Here is a 24,415-nt window from a genome sequence, read left to right as displayed (position 1 = left end):
CACTAAAAGAGTAACTCTTTTTAGAATGGAAGGCAATAGTTAAATGAAGGACGCTTTTGACTGGTCAGTTGATGTGCTATCATTATAGAAAAGATTAGATGAAGCAAGGAGAATCGACACATGCTGCAAGAGTTTGGATTTACTCAATATGAAAGTCAAGTCTATGAAGCGCTGATTACAATAGATGAAGCACTGGATGCCACGACTATTGTAAAACGTTCTGGTGTCCCTCGTTCCAAGGTTTATGACGTTATCCGTCGTATGATTGAGAAAGGGATGGTGTTAGAATCAACCACTGAGAAAAAAAGACTTTATACCGCTCTTCCAATTGATTCAGCGATCACCAAGCTTAAAAGTGATTTCACCGAAAGTATTACACAATTGAAATCAATTCAAACTCGTAAGAAGCAAGCAGATGATCGCGTTTGGACACTTAAAGAAGATCAGTCGATTCATTCCCTTGTCTCAGAGTTACTTCAACAATCATCGAGCTCTATTATCTTTTCGGGCTGGGCCGATGATATCGAGCAACACCTCTCCTTGCTTGCGGAAAAAGAAGCTGAAGGCGTTATCGTTGAGTTACATTCAATTGGAGAGATAGATTCTAATCTTAAAAACGTAACAACTTTAATTCCCGACAGCGCTCACCAAAAGTTAGAGCGAAGTCGTATTGTTATAGTAGATAATGAGGACGTTTTATTTGCCGGAATCGAAGATACAAGCTGGCAGGCGATTCACACCAAATCAAGACCATTAGTTACCTTTTTCACAGAGTTCTTCTATCATGATATTGTATTAACTGAAATTACTAGAAAATTTGGGTCTTCAATGATGGAAGATCCTCATTTAAGAGAGCTATTATTGAAATTACGTTATTAGGCCAAGCTTATCTTTTTATCATTTTAACTTTCATTAGTAGAAAGTTCTCACGCTATCTTATATGATCTTTAGAAAGAATCTCAATTGTTAGAAGGTATATTAGCTTATATGATAAACTCCCAAAATTTCACCTATTCTATTGGATATCCAACAACGTTCATTAACTTACTGTTAACAAAAAAACACCCTTCTCCTTTGGAAGGGTGTTACAGATAACACTTATTTTGCTTTAAGTATTTCCTCATTTTTCTTTCCTAGCTTCATTTCCAATTCTTCTCTCAGAAGCGCCATTCCTTCTGGACTAAGAACAATGCTTCCATTTCCAAATGTTTGATTTTCGTCTAATATCTCTCCAGTAACCATACATGCCATATCTGCCTGATACTTTTGTAAGACCACCCTGTTTTCACTTGTGAAGATTTCAATTGGATCTTTCACGTTAATATCTAAAGTTCGTCGGAGTTCTTTTGGAATGACAATTCGGCCTAGTTCATCAATTTTTCTAACCACACCAGTACTCTTCATTCTCATTCCTCCCTTTCGTTTTAACGAACAAGCGATGGTTTCTTTAATCATAATACCGTCGATCGTATTATGCAATACATATTGCGCCAAAATTCTGCAAATTTACATTTTATTTTATCTTTTGGTAGATTTCTCGTGTATTGAAAAAGAAATTCAATGAACAGAATCAGAATTTCATCAAGATACCTTACTACTCTTATTGAAAGTTATTTAAAACGAGACCTATTCTTCCTCTCCACCCTCTCCACCTTATCGTTAACTTAAAACGTTATCATGACCTCCTCCCTTTGACTAACCTTCAAAATTCATGCGTATTAAATAGTTGCAAAAACCATAGTTTAGAGGGTAAACTAATAATGTTTAGAGGGTAAACTAGTGGAGGAATGGTAAATGAATAAGAAGTTATGTGAAGCCGTTGAGCTTTTCGAAGAAGTGATCATGTATGGAACAGAACGAATTATTCGTTCTTTTGAGCATCAACTATTTGAAGAATATTCTTCAGAGCAGCTTCAGATGCTTCAAATTATTTCTAAATCAGGTCGTATTTCACCTGGGAAGCTCGCTTCTTTACAAGGTGTTCACAAAAGCGCTATATCAAACCGTTATAAAAAACTTGAGATGAAAGGACTCGTGGTCACAGTTGATTCCGAAGAGGACCTAAGAGGGAAATCGATTACGCTTACTGAAAAAGGAAATGACGTTGTCGACTTATTTGATAAAGTGATCTATGAACATGTCGAGAAAATCGTTTTAAACGATTTTCATGAAGAGGAAATCGATGAATTCCTGCGTATTTTCCGCAAGTTAAGTTCAATTTTAAAAGCAGAAGGAGATGCAAAATGAGACAAATTTTAAAATTCAAATGGCCAATTGCCATTGCACTTATTGCTCTAACAGCCGTTCTATTTGTTTTATCCCCTAACCTTACGAAACAGGCTGAAGATGCTGGAACCTTTCAATTACCTGAAAATGCAGATTCAAAAATAGCCGCAGACATTCTTGAGGAAGCTGGTGTGGGCGATGAAACCATTTCACTTGTCTTCACCTTCGATGAACCAGTAAATGAGGACTCTAAAGAAAAAGTTTCTTCAATTGCTGAAGAAATTGCTGAAGAAGGTTCACTCATAAAAGAAGTACTCGATCCATTTGAAAGTGAAGAGATGTCTGATCAACTTGTTTCAGAAGACGAACAAACCATCCTTCTTCCCATTACAGTCGATGGAACAGACGATGAAGTGAATGAACTCGCCAATCATATTCGTCAGGATCTAATTCCAGACAATACGACCGCTTATCTTACAGGTGAATCCATTATTAATCACGATGTGAATGAAAGTGCTCAAAAAGGACTTGAACGTACTGAAATCATTACTGTTGTGTTGATTTTCGTTCTACTTTTGGCCGTTTTTCGTTCGATTACAACCCCTTTCATTCCTTTACTTGCAGTAGGGGTTACGTATCTCCTAAGTCAATCAATTGTAGCTTTTTTAATTGATTGGATCGGCTTTCCTGTATCCAACTATACTCAGATTTTTCTCGTTGCCGTCCTGTTCGGGATTGGAACAGACTATTGTATCCTCCTCTTAAGCAGATATAAAGAAGAATTAACTGAGGGACATTCTGTAGAAGATGCGATTGTGAATACTTACAAAACAGCAGGCCGTACCTTATTAATTAGTGGATTAGCTGTATTCATCGGTTTCGCAGCGATTGGCTTTGCAGACTTCCCGATATTTAAATCAGCTGTTGGGGTTGCTGTAGGAATCGCGATTCTTATGCTCGTCCTGTTTACGCTTGTGCCATTCTTTATGGCCTTATTAAAAGATAAGTTGTTCTGGCCTTCAAAGAAATCAGCGTCACACAAAGATAGTAAACTGTGGACTTCGTTTGGTCGTTTCTCTATTAACAAGCCCATTTGGTCTATGCTCGTTGTCGCTGTTATTATGGTTCCACTACTTTTCACTTACGACGATCAACTGTCGTTTAATACAGTAAACGAGATTGGTAGTGACTATGAATCTGTTAAAGGATTAAATGCAATTGAGGAAGGATTCGGCCAAGGTGATTCACTTCCGGTAAAAGTGATCATTCAGAAGGATCAAGATATTGTTACAGAAGATTATCTTCCTTATATCGAAACAATTAGTAAAGAAATTGAGAAAAATGATAACGTTGATTCCGTTAGGTCCATTACAAGACCAGCAGGAGATGTGATTGATGATCTTTATGTTGATTCACAACTTGCACAAGTTGGGGATGGGCTCAACGAAGCAACGAATGGCATCGATGATGTTCAAAACGGCCTAACCGAAGTTCAAAATGGATTGGATAATATTAGTAACCAAATTCCTTCTAGCAGCAACGCTGGTGGACTTGAAGAAGCCGTAAATGGACTGGGGCAAATTAACGATCAACTTGGCTCTATTTCCGCTGGGCTTCAACAATCGCAAAATGTTGCTGCTGCTTCCGAACAGCTTGGGCAGGTGCAACAACAGCTCGGACAAATCCAACAGGGCCTCGCTGGCGCTTCTTCGGATCTACAAGGTCAGGCTGGTCAGACGTCTGAGCTAAGCGGTGGCATTACTGAACTATCTAAAGGTGTGGGTTCATCCATTGATGGCCTTGATGAAATAAAGAACGGCTTACAAGATGCTGCTGACATCGTGACCGATATGGGTAATTCGAAAGCTCTTCGGAATACAGGTGTATTTATTCCAGATGGAACCCTTGAAGACGAAGAATTTGAGCCTGCCATCGATCGCTATGCCTTCGATGAACAAAAAGCGGTTACACTTGAAGTTATTTTAAAGAAAGACCCTTATTCTACGGAAGCTATTGATACTGTAAGAGAAATTAAAGAAACGGTATCACGAACGATTGACGGTACGCCGCTTGAAGATGCAACTGTCGCTTATAACGGCGTAGCAAGTATTAACAGTGATCTATCTGACATTTCAACAAGTGATTTTACTAGAACAGTCATTATCATGCTTGTCGGTTTGTTTACTATTCTAACACTCCTTTTCCGCTCCATGATCATGCCACTTGTTATGATTGGTTCGCTGTTACTCACATACTTTACGTCAATGGCGATATCGGAGTTAATTTTTATTAATCTACTAGGCTATGATGGCATCACATGGGCAGTTCCATTCTTTGGATTTGTAATGTTAATTGCACTAGGTGTCGACTATTCCATCTTCCTACTCGACCGTTTTAACGAAGAAGCTTCCATTGGGATTAGGGAAGCAATGCATCGCTCTATGGCAAAAATGGGTACGGTAGTCATCACGGCCGCTATTATCCTAGCCGGTACATTCGGGGCCATGATGCCTTCAGGCGTTCTTAGCTTAATGCAAATTGCGACCATTGTCATTACTGGCTTACTTCTTTACGGTCTAATCGTTCTACCACTTCTAATTCCTGCTGTTGTTGTCTCATTCGGTAAAGGGATTTGGTGGCCTTTTAAATCTAAAAAATAATCATCCACATTTTCATCGATCAAAAAGGCTCAGAGCGTATCGCTCTGAGCCTTTTCAAATAGAAGCAACATTGTTTATCACTACTTAATCTACATAACACCCTATTTCAATTCCGTAATATTCAAAATATAGTCTCTCAAAAATAGAAATCATCCTATAAAAACAGCTACTATAGCTCATGCCTTCGACTGTCCACGCTGTCGCTAGTACGGCATGACAATATCCCCACAAAAAGAATCGCTCTAGATTCAGGTTCAGTTCATTTGTTAAAATTTCTATCCGCTTTTTCGTTACTTCATAAACCCCTTTATCAGGAAGACGATTTAAAAGAAATTGGATCAAATCATACTCTACTTCACCTATTAATCCCTTTGGATCAATCGCAACCCAATCTCCCTGTTCTGAAGCCAGTACATTATAATGATGAAAGTCTCCATGAAGCAACTTATATTGAGCGATTGTTTGATTCAGCTTAGCAAAAATGCTTAGTGCATTTACGAGCACATGTTGGGAAAGCGGACCGTATCCTTTCTCATTACGATTGACCGTATCTCGAAGCTCCTCTTCCCTTGCTCTCGTCGTTTGAATTCGAGTGTTTCTTGGAGCAGGAAGGGAAAGCCTTTGAACAACTTGCGCTGCTAAATAACAGGCTGTTTCGTCATCCTCTATTTCAGCTAACGTATATCCAGGTGACAATTTCTCTAAAATGAGAATTCCCTTTTCTATTTCATAGTCAAGGACCTTCACTATCCCGTGATGTTTAAATAAACGTAGTGATTCTAGCTCATTAAGAAAGTCAGCTCCTGGTATACAAATTTTCACCACTATTTCTTTTCCGTTCCTAAGCTTAGCAGGGGCAACATAATTAATAGAGAGACGGTAAGGGTTTTCCATTTTCATTGACCATTTTTGTTCACAGTAATGGATGATTCCAGGTAACTCCTGTAGCCATGCTTCTCCTTCTTCCTTACAATAAAGACGAACCAATTGCACAAACTGCTTTTGAAACTTCACCTTGCACCTCCTAATCTTCACAATGATTCTAGTAAAGAAATAAAGTGAGATAAGCGATCAAAACGCCTATAAAGCCACACATCAAACTATATGGGATGTTTTTTAAGACGATTTTATAAGGATTCATTTTTAATCCAACTGAAGTGAGTGTAACAATAAGCCCATAAGGAGCCGAAGGAACGGTAGCAATCGCGCTACTTGCAAGCAGGAGCGTTAACGTCACAGAAGGAAAAGTGTTTAATAATAGTTCACTTACCCCACCAAAGATTCCCATTGTTGCAATGGGATGGACGCCTAATAGTGTCATGATAAGAAAAGTTGCCTGAATGAAAAGCATAATAAAAACTTGATGCCCTTCTAATGCCACAAGAGGGTCCTGTAAATACCGTAAGTACGGAGAACCATTTAACGTTTCTGTAAAAAAAGAGAGGGTTAGTAGTAAAACAATAAAATTATGTAAATGATTGGTTTGTCTTTTCCAAGTTGGCCAGCCAATTTTAAGGAAGCTTCTTTTTCGTTTCAGGAGTACCGCCCAAATGTAAGCAAACGGGAACAGAGCGATCGTTACAGCAAACAAAAAGTTAAACTGAACTACATTGGTTAAAAATACAACCACGATTAAGAACAGTACAAGCGCCAGAATAAATTGAATTAACTTCTTCCGACTTCCCTTTCTCAAATTCGTAGAAGCCCCAGTTTCTTCAACGACTTCGTTTCGAAAGATGATTTTTCCAATACTCGAATCGATCGCAAAACCAAGAAAAGCAATAAGTAACATCCATGGTAATACTTCTAAATAATTGGCATTCGTAATAAAAATCGAAGTAGCTAACAATATTTCTAACGGACTCCATAGCAGAGCAAGTGAATATCCTCTCAAAGTAGACCTTGCTATAAAGCTATTTCTAACGTTTGTGTTAGCATTCTTCAACTGTTTTTTTAAGAGGTCTTGAGAAATGGTAGCAGACGATAGATTTAAAAATGCAGCGAGAGAAACCATAGTCGCTTCTCCACGCACATATAATTCTCCCATCCCTTTCACATTGCCACCCAATAACGTTTGTAGTAGCTTATTATATCTCCCAGCTTTAACAACGGTATTCATCCATGGAAGCATCGATATAAGAAAAAGCAATCCTATATTTCCCGCAAAAAAGGAGGGGATTTTTGTGATAGACTCATTGCTAGATAAATAGAAAACTGCCCCCGCGGATAGAAGGATGATGCCAAGTATTTTAAATACACGATCGGCTTCCTTAAAATTAATGACAATCATTATAATTGCAAACAAGCCAATTACGGTATAAAGGGAAGAATTAGACCAGAAAAGGTAAATCACATCCAATAGAAAAACAAATAAATAAAATACATACAAATACTGAGTAAAATTACGGTTCCACATGATATTCTCCTATCCAATAGCGAACGGCAAAAGGTTAAGTTCGTCTACTTCCCTGTTGTTTGGTTGCTGTTCTTATCCTATCGGTAACAGCTGGAATTTTCAAGAATTTAGAAAGTTTCAACCGCTAAGAGTTTTATGTCTCATCATTTACATTTCCATTTTAGAAAGATTTACACTCCCTCTCTTTCAAGCACTCTTAGCAAAAAAAGTACCGCCCGATTTAACGGACGGTACAAAAGGGGGAAAATTATGTTAGTTTGAATTTACCCCTTCTCCAAATACCTAAACCTCTTTTTTAAAATCCTTACTATTTTTTCGTTCGAAGTTAGCCTGTTTAATGAACTCCTGTGTTTCAGGGTGCTTAAGCATGAGCAATAACTCTTTTTCACCAACAAAACGCAGCTGATCAATTTCCTTATCAAGCGGGCTAAGATCCTGTTCATCCCCCTCGTACTCATAGTGAAACATGGGGATAACCTGGTTGTGATAGCCAATTTTACATTGAACCTCAGCTGGAAATTCAAATGTGATCGATTCATCAAACCTCTTCATCAGCTTGTATTTTACTGATCCCGTTTCCTCTAGCAATTCTCTTCTAATCGAAGCTTCAACGTCTCTATCCTCGTCTTCTACTCCACCTTTAACGAAATCCCACGTTTCACCCTGAGACTCTTGTCCAGCTTTGGTATTCATCTTTGTTTTATGAACGATCAAAAAACGGTGCTTATACGTTACGATAGCCCCCACAGCCTGTCTTGTTCTCATAACCATATCACTCTAAGCTAGTTTGTCGCATATTCACTCTCATCTGGCCTATGACCATTCTTTAACTCTCGCATTGTGAAACCAAAATCCATTTGAAGATGAGGATAATCTTTGAAGCTACTCCAATCGCCTCCCCATTCAAAACCAAGGTCTTTCGCCATGTCAACAACCTCCATCCAATCTGACTTCCCGTTGCCATTATCGTCTCGCTTCATATCCCAAACGACGTCACCATCATCTAACTTTAATGCAAAATCAATTGCTAGTCCGTAGTTATGATAGGAACCGCCGCCCGCTACGTTCGTCACCACCTGGCCCCCAGTAGAACGTCCCTTTTCATAAAGAGCATCCTGTTCTTCTTTCGTTCGATGCCCAGCGGTTATCACAATTTCTATTCCAGCTTCGGCAGCTCGATTCATCAACGCCTTTCTTGCTTCATTAACCTTTGGGTGAAGATCAGTTGGTAAGGGCACATCCTTCTTTATGAATTGTTTTTCAAGATCATCACTTATATAGATACAAAAGATACCGACTCCTATTATAAAAAGGAAGGTTATAAGATTTTTCGATCGACGTTTCATAACAAAACCTCCCACATTACTAATCTAGTCATTTGATCATAACATAGCAATCTGATATAGATTAATACGGACGTTCGCTTCATTAAGCTACTTGTCTGTAATACCTGCGTCACAAGGAAGATTTTTTTAAACAAGCTGTTTTCCTAAAGAAATAATGGTTTGTAAGCTGCTCATCTTTTGCCTTATTCACATTTTTTTGGGTTTTCGATCCATTCGATAAACAACTGTCCTCTTCTGCTCTTCATCATTCGTTAGGCCTGTTTGCTTACGTTAATTTTTGGTAAACTTTAGTAGTGTATAATACTGGAAGGAGCAAGGATATGAACCGAATTATGGTAATGGGCTCTTCCGGCGGGGCGGGTAAATCCACTTTCGCCCGTCGCCTTGGTGAAATTCTAGATTTGAAAGTTTATCATCTTGATACCCTTTTCTGGAAGCCCAATTGGGTGGAAACAAGTCTTGTCGAATTCCGTGATACCCAGCAAAAGATTGCTATGACTGAAAAATGGATCATGGAAGGGAATTATAGCAATTCTTACGATATTCGGGTTGCACGAGCTGATACGATTATTTACTTAGATGTTCCGAGATGGCTTTGCATTTACAGGGTGCTAAAACGATGGGTCACTCATATCGGTCAAACTCGTCCTGATATGGGCAAAGGGTGTAAAGAGAAAGTGGATTGGTCTTTTTTAACTTTCATTTGGACGACCTATTATCCTCGTAAAGAAAAAATGAGAAGTAGATTCGAACAGTTAGAACAAACTTCCCCCGATAAAACCATAATACATTTAAAAAACAAAGCAGATATCGCTAATTTTCTTCATGAACTTCATTCAAAGCATACAATTTTGTCATAAGCCATGATAAGATAAGGTGCAGTATGTTTGAATTGGAAGTTTCCTGTTCAAAATGAATATAGAAAGACTATTGAAGCACATGGAGGCATTATGCTAACTTTTGAAGAAAAATTAGAAATTATTGAATCATCCTTTCCTGAACTGACACGAAAAGACGTTTCTCTTGGACGTGTGAATTTTCACTATGAAGAAGCGGTTATTGATAAGAAAAATGTTGTTTATCATCTTCACCCTAATGGCAACGGCTATGTATTTGGTGACCTTATTGAAGGGTATCCATTAGATGAAAGAGGAATGGTTAATATCCGTGATTTCTCAAGCAACGAGCTTCGTAAAATCATAGGTGAATCCATTCAATCGCTTTCTGTTCTTCCTGGTTCAGATATTGAGATCCAAGTTTGGGTAAACGATGAAGATCAAACTCTGGAATTAATGTATGAGCCTGAGCTCGAACTATGGAATGTTTATGCTGGAGATATCCTTGATGGTACATTCCCTTCTCGTAACGAAGCGATCCAATATCTTGATGAAGAAGGATTTACTAGAAAGTAAACTTTAAGCGCCTGCCACCTTTTAAAGATGGCAGGCTTTTCCTATTATCAATCTATCGATTTATAAAACCCCGTGGATTTCCCCGTAAACCCACACGCTTCGTAAAAAAGGTGGGCAGACTTCCTTTCATCCCGATTCCCACTATTTAAAACGATGGTTGAGGCACCCTTTTCACGAGCCAGATTTTCTGCTTCCAAAAGCAGAGTCTTCCCAACTCCCTGCTGCCGATAATCTTTTGCCGTTACCATTGTAATAATTCTTGCAACAAGAATATTAGCAACATAAGATCGTTCATAATGCACTCCCAGCAGTCCAATCAAAGACTCCTGTTTTTCACTAACAAGCGTGACGTACAAAGGATCTGACAAAATTGGTTTTAGACGCTCCGTCACTTCGCATACAGACGTCTCATACCCCATTTCTGAAAGCAAATAAGTAATCCATTCCTCATCACCTTTTCTAGCCCTTCTAATGTTCATCGTGCTTTCTCTCCTCGTAAGTCTTCATAATGATATCTTTTTGAAACCTGTTTTTGTGAAAATAATAATAAAAGCGGCAAAATAAAAATAAGTAAGCTCACTACCCCTATCCATCCCAAACCGTCCCATAGGATACCAACGCCCGAACTACCTGCTGCTACCCCGGCATAGTAACTAATCAAATAAAAACTAGATGCCCCACTCTTATGATGCTCTGCCGTCTTTGCAACAGAAGCTGATGCCATCGAATGAGAAATGAAAAACCCTGCACAAATAACGCAAAGCCCAATCATTACCACAGTTAGTTCTTGATATAGTGTAATGCCAACTCCTAACGTTAATAATAATAGGCCCGTTACCATCGTGCGCCGTAAGCCAATGCGAGATGAAATTCGTCCTGCAATTGGTGGTGAAACTACTCCGAGAATATACGCAAAATAAGCAAGGGAGATCCATTTTAACGAAAGAGAAAATGGATCTTGTTTAAGGAAGAAAGGCAAATATGTCCACACGCCCGTAAAGATCACTTGAATAAGAAAGCCAAGCGTAAATAGCGATAAGAGTCGACGATCTCTTAAATGTACAAACATTCCTTTCATATCCTTTATAACACTGCTATTTCCCCCCTTAAAAAAGCGAGAGGGTGGCAGGAGCCAATAAAAGCAAATGATTGCTATAATAGCAAACCCTGCAAGGATGATAAAACTTACTTGCCAACTATATAAGTCAGTCAAATATCCTGTTGCGACTCGTCCACTAAGCCCCCCCATTGCATTGCTCGCAATAAAAATGCTCGTAGCAAGTCCTACGTTACTTGGAGCTACTTCATCTGCAAGATAAGCCATCGCCGATGCCGGTATACCTGCAAGAAAGAATCCCTCAATACATCGAATAATGAGCAGAAGAAGGAATGAATTCATAAAGGGCATTATTAGTAATGAACTAAGGACAAAAAGGAGCGATATTTTCATCACTACTGTTCGCCCATAGCGGTCTGAAACAAAGCCAAGTATAAGAAGTCCCGGTATCATCGTGATGACGGGCATAGACATAAGTAAGCTTGACGTTGTTGCCGTTAAATGAAATTCACTCGCAAATATTGGAAGCAATGGTTGAAAAGCATAAAGTGCCGAAAAGACTAATAATGCTCCACATCCAAGACTAACCGTCGCCCGCCAGAAACCCGCATCTTTTGATTTATATGGCTGATTGTTATTTAGAACAACTGACACTTGATCATCACCTTCAATTTTCTATCTTACTTTTATTTTAACTGATTGGGAATTTGAGTGAGATCAATTCCCCACACCACTGGCATATAAAAATAAATCGCCAGAGTAATGATGACGACAGATGTTAGATTTAGCCAGAAACCTGCTCTCGCCATATCTGGGATTTTTAAATAGCCTGACCCGAATACAACGGCGTTCGGAGGGGTTGCAACCGGAAGCATAAAAGCACAGCTTGACGCAATTCCTGCCCCAATCATTAGAGCATAAGGATGAACTCCGATCGCGGATGATAGAGACGCCATGATTGGAAACATCATTGTCGCCGTCGCCGTATTTGATGTAATCTCCGTTAAGAAAATAACAAGCGATGTGACAAGTAGTAAAATGACGAACAGATGAATGCCTTCAAGAACCGTTAATTGCTCCCCAATCCAGTTTGCAAGTCCTGACTCCTGAAAGCCAGAAGCTATGGCGAGTCCGGCTCCAAATAATAGAAGGATTCCCCATGGTAATCCTTTTGCTGTATCCCAATCTAAAAGAAAGGCACCTTTTTTCGAAGGGGCAGGTATAAGAAAAAGTAATAGCGCTGCAGTCATCGCGATGACAGTGTCATTTATATTCGGATTAAGCTCACTTAAAACAAAGGAACGGCTAATCCAGGCAACCGCAGTGAAAGAAAAAACCACCATAATGACCTTTTCTTCCATAGACATTTTCCCAAGATCCGCTTTCTCCTTATTAATCACCTCTTTCCCGCCTGGCAGCTCTTTAACATTCATCGGAAATGCCATTTTCACAAGGTAATACCAGCAGCCGAATAAAAGAAGAACAGTTAGAGGTACGCCAAACATCATCCAGCGGGCAAATGAAATCTCGATGCCATATAGCTCATTGACCACGGCTGCAAAGATGGTATTAGGAGGTGTTCCAATCAATGTTGCTAGACCACCAATTGAGGCACTGTACGCGATACCAAGCATAATGGCTTTCCCAAAATTAAATTGCGGCGCACCTTCTTCTTGTTTCATATCAAGCTGCTCGGATACTTGATAAATCACGGCCAGCCCAATTGGCACCATCATCATAGCCGTTGCCGTGTTTGAGATCCACATTGATAAAAAGCCTGTTGCAATCATAAAGCCAAGTACAATTCTCTCTGTACTTGTTCCTATTGCTGATATAATGAAAAGAGCAATCCGTTTATGTAAATGCCATTTCTGCATTGTAAGCGCGATCAAAAAACCACCCATAAAGAGAAAAATGGTGTTATCGCCATACGCTGATGCTGTTAAATCACCTTTAAGTCCGCCCGTTAGTGGAAATAAAATTAATGGTAAAAGAGACGTTGCTGGTATCGGAATGGCTTCTGTAATCCACCACGTTGCAATCCACGCCGTACTTGCTAAGATGGCCAAGCCTGCTTCTGAAAGACCATTTGGATTAAAAAACAACATTATGCTAAGAAAAAGGACCGGTCCGAGGATCAACCCCGTCAGTTTCCTTTTATCATAAGCAGGATCTGGTCCAGATGCATAACCTGGATTTTTTTGAGAACTTTTTGAAGGGATTTCCGGCGTGTGTGAAGAAGCGAATGTTAAGAGATCTTTTGCTCGATCATGTTCTTTCCATAATTGGTTCCAAAGGTGTTGTTCCATAGTCATACCTCCTATCGTTCATTAAACTATAGTGTAGAATTCGCTCGCCACATCTGTCAATAAATTCACAATTTTGGTACTTTATTACTCTCTTTCAAGAAAGGACTTTTGATTCGTTTTTCCATTTCCATACAAGTAATTCATTTCAAACCCCCTTAAATTTCCATTAGGGGCGAAAATTATAAGTTGATGATATGTTTTTATAATTCAAAATAAATAAACTCAATGATTAAATGTAAGAATAGATACACAATCCACAACAAGTTGCTCAAAATCGATCCAGGGGGTATATGATGAGAAAGATACAACAGACTACTATTAATTCGGTTGTGAAATACGGACAAACAAAGCTTCCAAAATCAGCTAATACAGAATGTCCAGAATGTGGAAACGACGCTTCATTTCAACTGAAGTTCGATTACCAAATTAATCAGGCTGTGTTCTCCACGCTTTCTCGCTGCTCTATTTGTAAAGAAGCTGTGCTTTTCATACTCATTAAAACGTCCCATAATGATCGCGGAGAAGAAGTTGAGCTTTTCGTGCATCAAACCTCTTTTACACGAGAGCCGCTCGGCAGACTGACTAGCACAGCTAGATTACCCGATGACCTTGAGCGTGTTTATCGCTCAGCAGTGAATGTACATAACATGAAGGATTGGACTGCAACGGCTGTAATGGCTAATCGTGTTCTTGAGAGCATTACAGGTAGTTTTCTTTCTGAAAATGAGCTAGGACAGCCACTTTCTAAACAGCTAGAAACACTTGCTAAGCAGATTGATTTAGAAGAACCAATTGTAAAACTAGGACACCTACTAGGCAAAGGTAGTAATTTAAATCACCTCCTTTGTCTTGAGAAAGCTACAAGTGAAGAAACGGCCAACTTAATTATCGACTTACTAGATTCACTTATTGAATACTTGTACATTCTTCCTCAACGAATTGTGCATCTTCAAAAACAAATCGAAGGATAATAAAAAAAAGCAGGTAGCCCAATTTGAGCTAGCTGCTTTTTAAATGCTCATATCAAATTTTAATTCAAGATTCTGTTCACTATCACTTTAGCCCTTTTTCGAAAAAGAGGGATAGTTGATGAAAATCGCAATAATTCCTGCAATAGCAATGAGGATTGGATAAATTGAATACGGTAGTAGAGCGAGTGGCGAAATCGACGCAAGACCTGCTACTGCAAGCACCTGTGCCCCATATGGGAGCATGCCCTGTATACTACCTGAGAAAATATCAAGAATACTAGCAGACTTTCGTGGGTCTACCCCATATTCTTCGGAAATGTTTTTCGCAAGTGGCCCCCCCATTATGATCGAAATGGTGTTGTTAGCTGTTGATAAATCAAGCACGCTTGCGAGACCGGCGATACCAAACTCTGCTCCTCTACGAGAAGTTACTTTGCTCAGGATTTTGTCCAATACGTATTGTATTCCTCCGTTATGCTTAATGACTTCAATCATCCCTCCGATGACAAGAGCAATCATGGCAAGGTCTTCCATCCCTTTTATGCCCTCTGTAACCGTGGAGATCAGTCCACTCATTCCAAATGTTCCGTTATATAAACCTACAATCCCAGCAAATAAGGTACCACTTACAAGTACAATAAGAACATTAACACCAGCGATCGCTGCGATCAGTACACCTAAATAAGGAATAATTGTAACGAAATTAAATGCGTGTTCTCCTCCAACCGTTGCTTGCTCTCCCATCGTTAAAGCACCATATATAATGGCTGTTACGATAGCAGCTGGCAAGACTATAAAAAAGTTTACTTTGAATTTATCTTTCATTTGCGTATTTTGTGTGCGTACTGCCGCAATTGTAGTATCTGAAATCATAGAAAGATTGTCACCAAACATTGCCCCACCTATGACTGCTGATAAAGCCAGCGCCGGGGCAACTCCGGTTTGCTCTGCAATTCCAATTCCAATGGGAGCAAGTGCTACAATTGTTCCCATCGATGTACCCATCGAAATAGAAATAAAACAGCCAATAACAAATAAACCTACGATTAAAAGATTAGCTGGTAGAATCGATATACCTAAATTAACAATCGAATCTACTGCTCCAATTTTTTCAGCTGTTCCGGCAAACGCCCCAGCCAGTAAAAAGACTAAAATCATTAATATGATATTCGTATTACCTGCTCCACGACAAAACACTTCCACTTTTTTCATAAAGCTTTCTTTTCGATTCATCGAAAGAGCTACGCCCGCCGCAATTAGAGAAGCGAGAATAACAGGCATACTATAAAAGTCCTTTGTTATGATAGCTGTACCAATAAAAAGCACAATAAATATTCCAAGAGGAAGTAAAGCCAGGCCGTTCCCCTTTATTTCTTTCTCCATTATTCATGTCTCCTTCATCTTTTATTCTGTCTCAATAAAAAAAGCCCACTTCAAGAGAAGAAGGCTTTTGCACTTATCTCTCAAGATTTCTCTTGCTGGAAGCAGCACCTTTCTGATGATCAGAGGTTGCTGAAGCTTCTTTGGGCCAGGTCCCTCCACTTCTCTTAATAAGAAATATACAATTATCAATGAGCGCATGCTTCATTTTACTTTTTCATAACGAGCTTTACTTTATCACGCATTATTCTGATGAGTCAACTTTGATTAACTGCATCAAAATAAACTCCTCATCCTTAAAGGAGTTTACCTGATTAACTAGTCTGGTTCAAGCTTTGTATGACTACCAATTTTTGCATTAGATCAATCTTTATTTTCCCAAAAACCACTCAATATCCTTCATAATCGATGCCGGTTTTTCTTCTGGTAGAAGGTGACCAGTTTTTTCATAGATGATCAGTTTAGCATTTGGGAGATCGTTACTGAGACGCTTCCCAATTTTCAAAGGCACAACTCTGTCGTTCTCTCCCCATATTAGTAGGCTAGGTGTATGAATTTGATTTAGTTCAGCTTCTGACAAATCTCCTTCGCGATCTCGAATCATCCTAACTAATGACCGAAAGATACCCTCATTGAAGAAAGGTTGGATATATCCATCCATCATTTCTTCATCGATAAGGGAAGGATCATAAACACAATTAAGCAAATTTCCTCTGACACCTTTTCGATAAAGCCACCTTTTCAAGTATACCGAGAAAAAAGGTAAATACGATGTATACACTAGACTCTGTTTAGCCTTTTCAAGATATCCTGAACTGCACAGTAAAATATTCTTACTAACGAGATCATCTTTCATAGCCGAGGCTCTCATTGCTACTTGCCCACCCATAGAATGGCCGATCATAACAGTATGATCAATTGAAAGCCTTTCTAAAAGTTCAACCACCACTTCCGCATAATTATGATAAGAGTGGACAAAACGATTAGACTTTTCACTTTTTCCGAACGGGGGAAGATCAATGGCAACAACAGTATATGCCTTTGTTAATAATGGTATCAATCTTCTGAAGCTGAAGCTCGACGATAGAAAACCGTGAAGAAGCGTTAATACTGGCCGATCGACGGCTGTGTCATTTCTATAGTATTCATAGTGAATATCAATTCCTTTGATCTTTTCCGTATTTTGTTTAAGATTTTGAGCTAATAGCATCTTTCATCTCACTCCGGATTTTAAATTCACCTGATCTGATTTACTCTTCGTTTCTAACCAGAAAGGATGGTCTCACTTATTCAGGTTTGACTTTATACTTATTTTACCCCAATCCTGAAATGAAAAACTTTTTTACAACCGAGAGGATATTCCATTTTTTCATTCTAACTCTACGTGCACAAGGTCCAGCAGCTTTATCGTTGTCCTTTTTTCATTATGGTCAATAATACGCAGTTCTTTCGTAAGTGGATCTACATAGTGCACATATCCAAAGAGAGTTTTCGTTTCACCTCCGCTAAAATATTGAAAACAAAGCGAGTTGTGAACGGCCATTGCTTCACATATCGTTTCATTCATTTCCGCCATTTTTTGTTCATCAAGTACCGGCTTTCCACTTCTTTTTTCTTCGGTTTTCCAATCTCTTAGCTCTTTCACATGCTCAGGTAACATCATTGACGTCCATTTTATATTTCCGCGATCACGTATCACGCTTCTTCCCCCTTCTATGCTTTATGACCACCCACAAGTTTACTTCTATGCAGTGCCGTACCGGCCTTTGTGTATGAAACGGCACGAAGCAGCGCATCTGAGCCATATTTCTCCCGGATCGAATCCATCACATATCCGAGATCCCGCTGCTTTGGGCGTGACGCATTAAATAAGTCCAACTGCACTTCTTCATCATTGCAAATATTTGAAAGGGTAATGGAAATCTTACGAACCGTTTTTCTTTCAAAAAACTCCTCAAATAACTGAAGACATACATTGTATATTTCGAGCGTAATAGCAGTCGGGCTGTGGATACTCCTTGAACGGTGAAAGCCACCCCCGCCTTCTTCTTTGCTATAACCAATCCCAAGGCTAATCGTACGCCCTGCCTTCCGGGCTTTTCTCGCACGTCTTGCAACTTCTTCACTCATCTCAAGAATGACGTGTTGAATGTCTTTTTCGTCATGGTAATCTCGTAACAAAATTTGGCTTTTCCCATAGCTAATCTGTCCCTGCATAATCGGCGCACCCATTTCAGAAAGATCGATGCCCCACGCATGATGATAGAGCTGATTTCCCATAATACCAAATTTTTCTTCTAGTAGATGTAGCGGATAATGCGCAAGCTGCTTTACATTCATAATCCCCATGCGATTTAACGTTCGCTCCACACGCGACCCAATACCCCACATTTGGCTTAGCGGGGAAAGCGGCCAGAGTTTTTTAGGAATATCTTCATAAGTCCATTCTGCAATCCCTTTTTCTTTCGCTTCCAGATCAAGACAAAGCTTTGCCATTAAAAGATTTGGCCCGATCCCTATGGCGCATGGTAATCCGAATGTCTCTCTTATTTCATTTTTGATCTTGTGAGCTACTTCAAATTTGTTCCCCCAAAGTCGTTCTGTCCCATCAACCTGCAAAAACGATTCATCAACGCTATACGTATGGATACATTCTGATGGTACATAACGATGAAAAAGCCTCGTTATTTCCATTGATTGTTTTAAATATGAAGACATTCTCGCATTAACGATATGAATGTTTTTGTTATTTGGAATTTCAAATAGTCTGCTCCCTGTTCGTATTCCAAATTCCTTTTTTAATGCCGGAGACGCCGCCAGCACAACACTTCCCAGTCGCTCGGTATCACCAACAACCGCGAGATAGCACGTAAGTGGATCAAGCCCCATCTCTACTGCTGAACAACTTGCATAAAAACTTTTCATATCAATACATAGGATTGTTTTCTTTGGAAATTTAGAATAATCCATTTGTATCCCCCTTCTCCTAAATGAAAGAACGTTTGTTCCCTTTATATATACCCGTATTTTAACCGAATATACGTTCTCTTCACAATAAGTACTTTCTTCCAATCATAAAAGCACTTACCGATGAAGAAGGAGTAATACCGGGACATCAATGTCTAGTCACACGTAAAAAAACTGAACATTTTATTTCATGTGATCATTCACGATTTTGTTTATTCCTCTATCACATCTTAATTTTATTCAATTGTAGTTGCTTCATTATACTCTTCCCTTGTAATATTTCTTCCCTTGAAAACGGCTAATCTGAGGTTTTAATGCTTCTTATTCGGGAAAGTTCCTTAGAAGATTAAAGGAGGGAATAGAATGAGCATTTATAAGGAAAATACATTAAAATACGAGCACATTCTTATTACCGGAGCCACGGGTGGTATTGGATATGAAACAGCAAAAGCCGCCGTACAAGCCGGTGCTACGATTACGATAACTGGAAGAAATAAGGATAAATTAACTCAGCTGAAACAGGAGTGCGAAGAGTTAGTCGCGGAAGCAAAGGTTGCTGTTCTTCCCGCTGATTTAAACAATGAGAAAGATCGTTATACCCTTATCGAAAGTGCGATTAAATATAACGGAAGCATAACGGGGTTAGTTAACTCAGCAGGAATTGGCGGCGGCAATACGCTTGATCAATTACAAGAAGAAGATCTTCGCAAAGTAATGGAGCTAAATTATACCTCGACTGTTTTACTGACTCAACTTGTGTATAAGCGAATGCGTGCGGATAAGAAGAAAGGGGCGATTGTAAACCTCTCTTCTCTCTCAGGTCTTAGAGGAACTTTTGGTAACACGGCCTATAGCGCTTCAAAGTTTGCTATAACTGGGTTCACGCAGTCGTTTGCCCACGAGGCTATCCGTGATGGAATTAGAGTTAACGCAGTATGTCCCGGCTTCGTTGATACAGAAATGGGGCGAAACAGTATTGCTTCAAAAGGGGCGAGAGAGAATAAAAGCTTTGAGGAAGAATTAAAAGCTGTAGAAGCAGCAATGCCATCTGGAAGAATTACGCAGCCTGAAGAAGTCGCCAATAGCATCATTTACCTTCTTTCAAATGCGTCAGAAAACATTATTGGCGAATCGCTCAAAATTTCAGGTGGAAGCGTTATGCGCTAGGTGCTTTGGAGAAATTATCTACAAATAAAAGATGACTCATGCTTGAAGAAAGCATGAGTCATCTTTTATTTGAGCATTCACGAAGCCATTAAATAATACTAGCGTAGATACAAGTATCTGTTATCTGTGTTCCGTCGATCGACATATCTTCGTTTTTGAGAGTTCCTTCGAAATCATAGTCCAATCGTTCTGGAATTGCACGACTTCGCTCATTTTCTCGATCGCATCTAATCTCGACCCTTCTGCACTTCAAGTCCTGATGTGCATATTCAGTAAGTTTCTGAACGGCCTCAGTCATATAGCCATGACCACTTTGCTTCGTAGCAACCCAATACCCAATTTCAAGCTTTGGAACATCCCATTCAATGTTATGAAACCCAGTGGATCCAACAAATTCATTTGTTTCTTTCAAAAACACCAGGAATCTTAAACTTTCACGCTTTAGGAATTTAATATGTGCCTCTCGTGTATTAATCTCTGTATCCTCCGGAGTCGGCGTTTCTCTAGCAAAGCCAAGCCAGGGCCTCAGTTCACTTATAGAAGATTGAATGGCTTGATTAACTATTTTACCATCCCCGTATTCAGGCATTCTTAATATTAATCGTTCTGTTTCAAGTACTGTTTCAATTTCCATTAAGATTGGATTCATTTCTACCCCTCCGACGTAAGTAAAGACATTCCCTCAAAAAGAAGGAGATTTACAAATAAGCTGGAACAAGCGATTAACTTTTCACCTTCAACTAGAATTTGAACCGCCAATCAAGGAGATTAGCGGTTCAAATGAGATCAGAATAATTGAAATTTAGCTAACTATACTACTTTCGGATTTTTCCCAAAACGGTTTTCTTCTACATCGCTATCTAAGCAAGTGAAGACCAGAATGACAAGACTACCAATTAGAGGAATAAGTCCGATGAGCACCCACCAACCGCTTCTTCCCGTGTCATGCAATCTTCGCACAGTTACAGCAAGCGATGGTAAAATAATGAACAATGAATAAATACTTGTCAAAAATGGGGAAATATCAGCTAGAGACTCTACTATCGTTAAGACAATAGAAAAAATAACATTAAAAAGAGTAAACATCCAATATTCTTTACGCCTTGCTCTTCCTTGGAAATTCACATAATTCTTTAATACTTTCAAATACCAGTTCATACTGCTTCTCCTTTAGCGAATAAGTTTAGTAGATTAGTACCTTTTCATACAAAATAGTATAACATAAAGGCTAACAATATTAGGTAAACAAATCAATAATTGGATATAAAATCTGCTAATTAACTTCTCTTCTCAGAATACTCATTCTAACCCGGTCCACATACTTTCCTTCTCTATACCGATCCTCACGCAATATCCCTTCTTCCACAAAGCCACACTGCTTGTAAGACTTGATTGCCTTATCATTATCTACTTCTACTCTTAGCCAGACCTTATTTAAACTAAGTTCCGTAAACCCTAAATGAAGCATAGCTTTTAAGGCGCTCATCCCATAACCTTTCCCCCTATAGCGTTTATCACCTATAGCAATCCCTAGCTCTGCATGACCGTTTAACTGATCAATATTCTTTAAGTCTACCCAGCCAATATGTTGACCTTCACCAGTTACAATAGCTCTTTGTTCATACCCGTTCTTTCGATTGATGCACATTTGAATCCAGTTCATTGTTTCTTCTCGTGTAAAAGGAGGATATTTAGCCGGCATGTTCAGATGCCTTGTTACGTCTCGATCCAGGCACCATTGATAGCGATCTTCAACATCTGAAAGAGATAGTTCTCTAATCGTAACAAAAGGTAAGGTTTTTGTTTTCATATTCTGCTCTCCTACTTGATCGATTTTAGTGGTGCATTTCTCCCGTTGCATAAACTTTAATCTTTACTCCCAATAACAAGCCTGAAGGTAGGGAAAACAAGTTACCATTGGCTCGGCTGGACCCTACTTTATGAAGAACCAAAGAATGAAGTAATAAGACAGCATTATCCGATTCTTTTTAGAGACCCCTTTTACCTCCTCAGATGATCTTCGCTCTGTGTGAAGTTTTTTTCTATCTCCTTCACAACCGATTGATAATAAGAGACTTCATGTGGTACAAAATGAAGTTTATTGATTTTTTCATTCACATTTATTCTCTCTTCATCGTCATTCAAGCAAAATCCTTTTACATCCACTTCATCCCGCTCTCCCAACCAAAGGTTATAAAATTGATCAAAATCAGCTTGTACGATTCCAGAAACTTCTTCTTTTTGAAGTTTAAACTTCTCTAATGGCTGATTACACTCATAGAGGAAGATATTGGCGATTTCATTATCAAAAAAGTGGTCTTTTTTAATCGAAGCTTTTATGACCTTTAGCGGGGTCAATTCATTATAGGAAACACCAATTCCGAGCTCTTCCTCGACTTCCCTCACTCCGTCTTCAACAGACTCATCAGCCATTAAGTGGCCAGCCGCTGTGATGTCATATAGCCCTGGAAAATCCTTTTTCCGATCACTTCGAAGCTGAAAGTAAATCTTTCTAACACCATTTTCGATTCGCACAAACCAGCATTGAAAAACCTCATGCCAGTAACCTTTTCTATGTACCTCTTCTCGAGATGCGATGCCGATCGCTTCTCTATTCTCATTAAATATCCTTACTTGTTCACTTTCCATTTTACACCCTCGCTTTTTTTCTTTAGCTGTTTTTGTAAACATTGTTGCTGCGGAGGGATTTCCGCTCCAATCAGCTAAGTGTGCTGCTTTATACAAAAATTCTTTCAAAACAACAATCTCTGAAAAAGAGACTTATCTTTAGCTGGATAGATAAACTTCTTTTTCAGAAAAAATCCTCTTCCTTATTTTAGCATTATTACTATTGACTACAATTATTTTTTCATCAACGTTTCCATTCACATATCTAATAAGCTAGGTTATTCCGAAACTTCTCTACTGTATTAATCGTATAAATGGAGGAGGGAGTGATGATTAGTATGAATCAATTATTTTTTTCGGATAACTTTTTTTCGGCGGGAAGAACAGACATCTACAATAGCGATCGCGAGATGGTAGGGGCACTTAACCTTAGAAGCGCGTTCTCTTCTAAAGTCGAAATAGAAGATGTCAATGGAGACGTTACTATGGAGGGAGCCTTTACGTTTTTCGCTAACAAATGGATAGTTAGAAGAAAAAACGGCGATGAACTCGGTTACGTGAAAATGTCTTTTACTTTTCTATCAAAGAAATTCCATTATTTCAAAGACGGTAAGAAATTCACTATAACGTCACCTGCATTTTCAAAAGCATACAGTATAACCGATGACTCCAATCGTGAGGTAGCTACTTTTCAAAGAACGAATAGCTATTTTGAATCAGCGAATTATGAACTTAAGAATATGTCAAGTAACCTTTTAGCAGAAGAGTTGATTTCAATTATTATGGGCGTGAACGCCTTTCAAAAAAATGTTAGTGTAGCCGGAGCAGCTACTTAGCCAATAGGAAGTAAAGAAAGGGGAAATCACGATAGTCAGCTATAATCCAAATAATCATCACTGTAGCGGGCATATTGTTTCTCTCTACGAAAGAAAGAGTGGCTCTTTCTAATGAAAACACCACTAGTGCCTATATTCCCATCATCCTCGATCCACTTAACCTTAGGCAGGGGCAAATGAACGAACGGCTCCTAGAAAAGGAAACTTAAAAAAGAAGAGCACTTTAAAAGCGCTCTTCAAACAACTCATTATTTTTGATCAAAAAACTTCCCCGCCACTTTTTCAACTACGCCTGGGGCAGTATGATAAAGTTTTGTCCCTACGTTCATCCAGCCTGGGAGATTGACTTCTCGTCGACCCTTTTCAATAGCTGCTATGATTTCCTTTGATACCTTCTCTGAAGATAACATCATTTTTTTAACATTCTTAATATAAGTCCCACTACTATCTGCTGTCTCAAAAAAGCTTGTATTAATTGGACCTGGGTTAACTGTAGTAACAAAGATGTTATGTTCCTTCATTTCCATTCTTAAACTATTCGAAAAGCCAAGCACAGCGTGCTTGGAAGCAGAATAACCGGAGGATTTTGGAGTAGCAAGTTTTCCTGCCTGTGATGCTACGTTAACAATGTGTCCCTGTCTTTTTGCAATCATCCGAGGCAGCACATGAGATGTAAAGCGCATCAGTCCCAATACGTTCACATCAAACATTGCTTCAATATCTTTCATATCTGCATCTACAAAAGCATCGAATTTCCCAAATCCCGCATTATTAATTAATACGTCTATAGGTGGCATTTCCTTCAGCAAAGAAGGCAATAGTTGATCAACCCGCTTACGGTCACCTACATCCAGGCTCCATACAGCTGGAGGGTATGCTCCACTTTCTTCGATTTGCTTCTTAACGTCCATTAATTTATCTTCGGAACGAGCAACGAGGATGAGTTTAGCGCCTTTTCTAGCTAAGTCAACAGCTAGCTGTCGTCCTATACCGCTTGACGCTCCGGTGATCAGGATTACTTTGTTTTTTAATTTTTTCAT

The 24,415-nt window shown here is 39.1% G+C and carries 25 protein-coding genes and 1 riboswitch; of the genes, 8 read left to right on the top strand and 17 right to left on the bottom strand.

The window, feature by feature from the left end:
* The first annotated feature begins 120 nt into the window (after window positions 1-120).
* Window positions 121-879, top strand: coding sequence for a TrmB family transcriptional regulator (locus Q4550_RS05110; protein ID WP_303530819.1), 759 nt, complete (start codon window positions 121-123; stop codon window positions 877-879).
* 219 nt (window positions 880-1,098) lie between these two features.
* On the opposite strand, the gene Q4550_RS05105 is transcribed toward Q4550_RS05110, so the two are convergent.
* Window positions 1,099-1,404 carry an AbrB/MazE/SpoVT family DNA-binding domain-containing protein gene (locus Q4550_RS05105; protein WP_303530817.1) on the bottom strand — a complete coding sequence of 102 codons (306 nt, stop codon included), beginning with the start codon at window positions 1,402-1,404 and terminating at the stop codon, window positions 1,099-1,101.
* Between the two features lie 390 nt (window positions 1,405-1,794).
* Between Q4550_RS05105 and Q4550_RS05100 the strand changes: the two genes are divergently transcribed.
* Together Q4550_RS05100 and Q4550_RS05095 are read left to right on the top strand one after the other, a co-directional pair.
* Window positions 1,795-2,247, top strand: a complete 453-nt coding sequence (locus tag Q4550_RS05100) for a MarR family winged helix-turn-helix transcriptional regulator (RefSeq protein WP_194222037.1) — start codon at window positions 1,795-1,797, stop codon at window positions 2,245-2,247.
* Complete coding sequence (locus Q4550_RS05095; RefSeq protein WP_303530814.1) at window positions 2,244-4,886, top strand: MMPL family transporter; 2,643 nt, start codon at window positions 2,244-2,246, stop codon at window positions 4,884-4,886. The genes Q4550_RS05100 and Q4550_RS05095 overlap by 4 nt, the downstream gene beginning before the upstream one ends.
* An 84-nt stretch (window positions 4,887-4,970) precedes the next feature.
* On the opposite strand, the gene Q4550_RS05090 is transcribed toward Q4550_RS05095, so the two are convergent.
* The 4 genes from Q4550_RS05090 to Q4550_RS05075 form a co-directional block, all read right to left on the bottom strand.
* Window positions 4,971-5,900, bottom strand: a complete 930-nt coding sequence (locus tag Q4550_RS05090) for an aminoglycoside phosphotransferase family protein (RefSeq protein ID WP_303530812.1) — start codon at window positions 5,898-5,900, stop codon at window positions 4,971-4,973.
* A gap of 28 nt (window positions 5,901-5,928) precedes the next feature.
* Window positions 5,929-7,302 carry a hypothetical protein gene (locus Q4550_RS05085; protein WP_303530810.1) on the bottom strand — a complete coding sequence of 458 codons (1,374 nt, stop codon included), beginning with the start codon at window positions 7,300-7,302 and terminating at the stop codon, window positions 5,929-5,931.
* 282 nt (window positions 7,303-7,584) lie between these two features.
* The gene (locus Q4550_RS05080; protein ID WP_303530808.1) at window positions 7,585-8,067 is read right to left on the bottom strand and encodes an NUDIX hydrolase; all 483 of its coding nucleotides are present in this window, start codon (window positions 8,065-8,067) and stop codon (window positions 7,585-7,587) included.
* 17 nt (window positions 8,068-8,084) lie between these two features.
* The gene (locus tag Q4550_RS05075) at window positions 8,085-8,648 is read right to left on the bottom strand and encodes a M15 family metallopeptidase (protein WP_303530806.1); all 564 of its coding nucleotides are present in this window, start codon (window positions 8,646-8,648) and stop codon (window positions 8,085-8,087) included.
* Window positions 8,649-8,968: 320 nt separating this feature from the next.
* On the opposite strand from Q4550_RS05075, the gene Q4550_RS05070 reads away from it, so the two are divergent.
* Together Q4550_RS05070 and Q4550_RS05065 are read left to right on the top strand one after the other, a co-directional pair.
* Complete coding sequence (locus tag Q4550_RS05070; RefSeq protein WP_303530804.1) at window positions 8,969-9,508, top strand: P-loop NTPase family protein; 540 nt, start codon at window positions 8,969-8,971, stop codon at window positions 9,506-9,508.
* Window positions 9,509-9,598: 90 nt separating this feature from the next.
* Window positions 9,599-10,060 carry a hypothetical protein gene (locus tag Q4550_RS05065; protein ID WP_226615440.1) on the top strand — a complete coding sequence of 154 codons (462 nt, stop codon included), beginning with the start codon at window positions 9,599-9,601 and terminating at the stop codon, window positions 10,058-10,060.
* A 47-nt stretch (window positions 10,061-10,107) separates the two neighbouring features.
* Here Q4550_RS05065 and Q4550_RS05060 read toward each other — a convergent pair whose 3' ends face one another.
* From Q4550_RS05060 to Q4550_RS05050, 3 genes are read right to left on the bottom strand one after another with little or no spacing between them, the layout of a single operon-like run.
* A complete protein-coding gene (locus tag Q4550_RS05060) occupies window positions 10,108-10,539 on the bottom strand; it encodes a GNAT family N-acetyltransferase (RefSeq protein ID WP_303530803.1) in 432 nt (143 codons plus the stop codon).
* Window positions 10,536-11,771, bottom strand: coding sequence for an MFS transporter (locus Q4550_RS24560; RefSeq protein WP_303530800.1), 1,236 nt, complete (start codon window positions 11,769-11,771; stop codon window positions 10,536-10,538). The genes Q4550_RS05060 and Q4550_RS24560 overlap by 4 nt, the downstream gene beginning before the upstream one ends.
* A gap of 32 nt (window positions 11,772-11,803) precedes the next feature.
* A complete protein-coding gene (locus tag Q4550_RS05050; RefSeq protein ID WP_303530798.1) occupies window positions 11,804-13,426 on the bottom strand; it encodes an SLC13 family permease in 1,623 nt (540 codons plus the stop codon).
* Between the two features lie 293 nt (window positions 13,427-13,719).
* On the opposite strand from Q4550_RS05050, the gene Q4550_RS05045 reads away from it, so the two are divergent.
* Window positions 13,720-14,397, top strand: a complete 678-nt coding sequence (locus Q4550_RS05045) for a hypothetical protein (protein ID WP_303530796.1) — start codon at window positions 13,720-13,722, stop codon at window positions 14,395-14,397.
* Between the two features lie 87 nt (window positions 14,398-14,484).
* Here the strand turns inward: Q4550_RS05045 and Q4550_RS05040 are convergent, their stop codons facing one another.
* The 4 genes from Q4550_RS05040 to Q4550_RS05025 all read right to left on the bottom strand — a co-directional run bounded on the left by Q4550_RS05040 (window position 14,485) and on the right by Q4550_RS05025 (window position 18,747).
* Window positions 14,485-15,780, bottom strand: a complete 1,296-nt coding sequence (locus tag Q4550_RS05040; protein WP_303530794.1) for a Na+/H+ antiporter NhaC family protein — start codon at window positions 15,778-15,780, stop codon at window positions 14,485-14,487.
* Window positions 15,781-15,850: 70 nt separating this feature from the next.
* Window positions 15,851-15,954: riboswitch (SAM riboswitch) on the bottom strand.
* Between the two features lie 193 nt (window positions 15,955-16,147).
* Window positions 16,148-16,987, bottom strand: a complete 840-nt coding sequence (locus Q4550_RS05035; RefSeq protein ID WP_303530793.1) for an alpha/beta fold hydrolase — start codon at window positions 16,985-16,987, stop codon at window positions 16,148-16,150.
* Between the two features lie 159 nt (window positions 16,988-17,146).
* Entirely contained in the window at window positions 17,147-17,476 is a 330-nt protein-coding gene (locus Q4550_RS05030; protein ID WP_303530792.1) for a YolD-like family protein, read from the bottom strand.
* Window positions 17,477-17,490: 14 nt separating this feature from the next.
* Entirely contained in the window at window positions 17,491-18,747 is a 1,257-nt protein-coding gene (locus Q4550_RS05025) for a Y-family DNA polymerase (RefSeq protein ID WP_303530791.1), read from the bottom strand.
* A gap of 360 nt (window positions 18,748-19,107) precedes the next feature.
* Between Q4550_RS05025 and Q4550_RS05020 the strand changes: the two genes are divergently transcribed.
* On the top strand, window positions 19,108-19,911 hold the full coding sequence (locus Q4550_RS05020; RefSeq protein WP_303530789.1) for an SDR family NAD(P)-dependent oxidoreductase: 804 nt from the start codon (window positions 19,108-19,110) through the stop codon (window positions 19,909-19,911).
* A gap of 88 nt (window positions 19,912-19,999) precedes the next feature.
* Here Q4550_RS05020 and Q4550_RS05015 read toward each other — a convergent pair whose 3' ends face one another.
* The 4 genes from Q4550_RS05015 to Q4550_RS05000 all read right to left on the bottom strand — a co-directional run bounded on the left by Q4550_RS05015 (window position 20,000) and on the right by Q4550_RS05000 (window position 22,668).
* A complete protein-coding gene (locus Q4550_RS05015; protein WP_303530787.1) occupies window positions 20,000-20,560 on the bottom strand; it encodes a GNAT family N-acetyltransferase in 561 nt (186 codons plus the stop codon).
* 161 nt (window positions 20,561-20,721) lie between these two features.
* Entirely contained in the window at window positions 20,722-21,069 is a 348-nt protein-coding gene (locus Q4550_RS05010) for a DUF805 domain-containing protein (RefSeq protein WP_303530785.1), read from the bottom strand.
* Between the two features lie 115 nt (window positions 21,070-21,184).
* Window positions 21,185-21,721 (bottom strand): GNAT family N-acetyltransferase, encoded by a 537-nt coding sequence (locus Q4550_RS05005; RefSeq protein WP_303530784.1) that lies wholly within the window; start codon window positions 21,719-21,721, stop codon window positions 21,185-21,187.
* A gap of 191 nt (window positions 21,722-21,912) precedes the next feature.
* Complete coding sequence (locus Q4550_RS05000; RefSeq protein ID WP_303530782.1) at window positions 21,913-22,668, bottom strand: NUDIX hydrolase; 756 nt, start codon at window positions 22,666-22,668, stop codon at window positions 21,913-21,915.
* 200 nt (window positions 22,669-22,868) lie between these two features.
* Between Q4550_RS05000 and Q4550_RS04995 the strand changes: the two genes are divergently transcribed.
* Window positions 22,869-23,375, top strand: coding sequence for an LURP-one-related family protein (locus Q4550_RS04995; protein WP_303530781.1), 507 nt, complete (start codon window positions 22,869-22,871; stop codon window positions 23,373-23,375).
* Window positions 23,376-23,623: 248 nt separating this feature from the next.
* On the opposite strand, the gene Q4550_RS04990 is transcribed toward Q4550_RS04995, so the two are convergent.
* Window positions 23,624-24,415 carry an SDR family NAD(P)-dependent oxidoreductase gene (locus Q4550_RS04990; protein ID WP_303530779.1) on the bottom strand — a complete coding sequence of 264 codons (792 nt, stop codon included), beginning with the start codon at window positions 24,413-24,415 and terminating at the stop codon, window positions 23,624-23,626.

The sequence above is a fragment of the Anaerobacillus sp. 1_MG-2023 genome, from assembly GCF_030547345.1.
GTDB classification, from domain to species: Bacteria; Bacillota; Bacilli; order Bacillales; family Guptibacillaceae; genus Guptibacillus; species Guptibacillus hwajinpoensis_B.
Note: the sequence above shows the minus strand (reverse complement) of the source record. Positions and strands in the feature narration are given on the sequence as shown.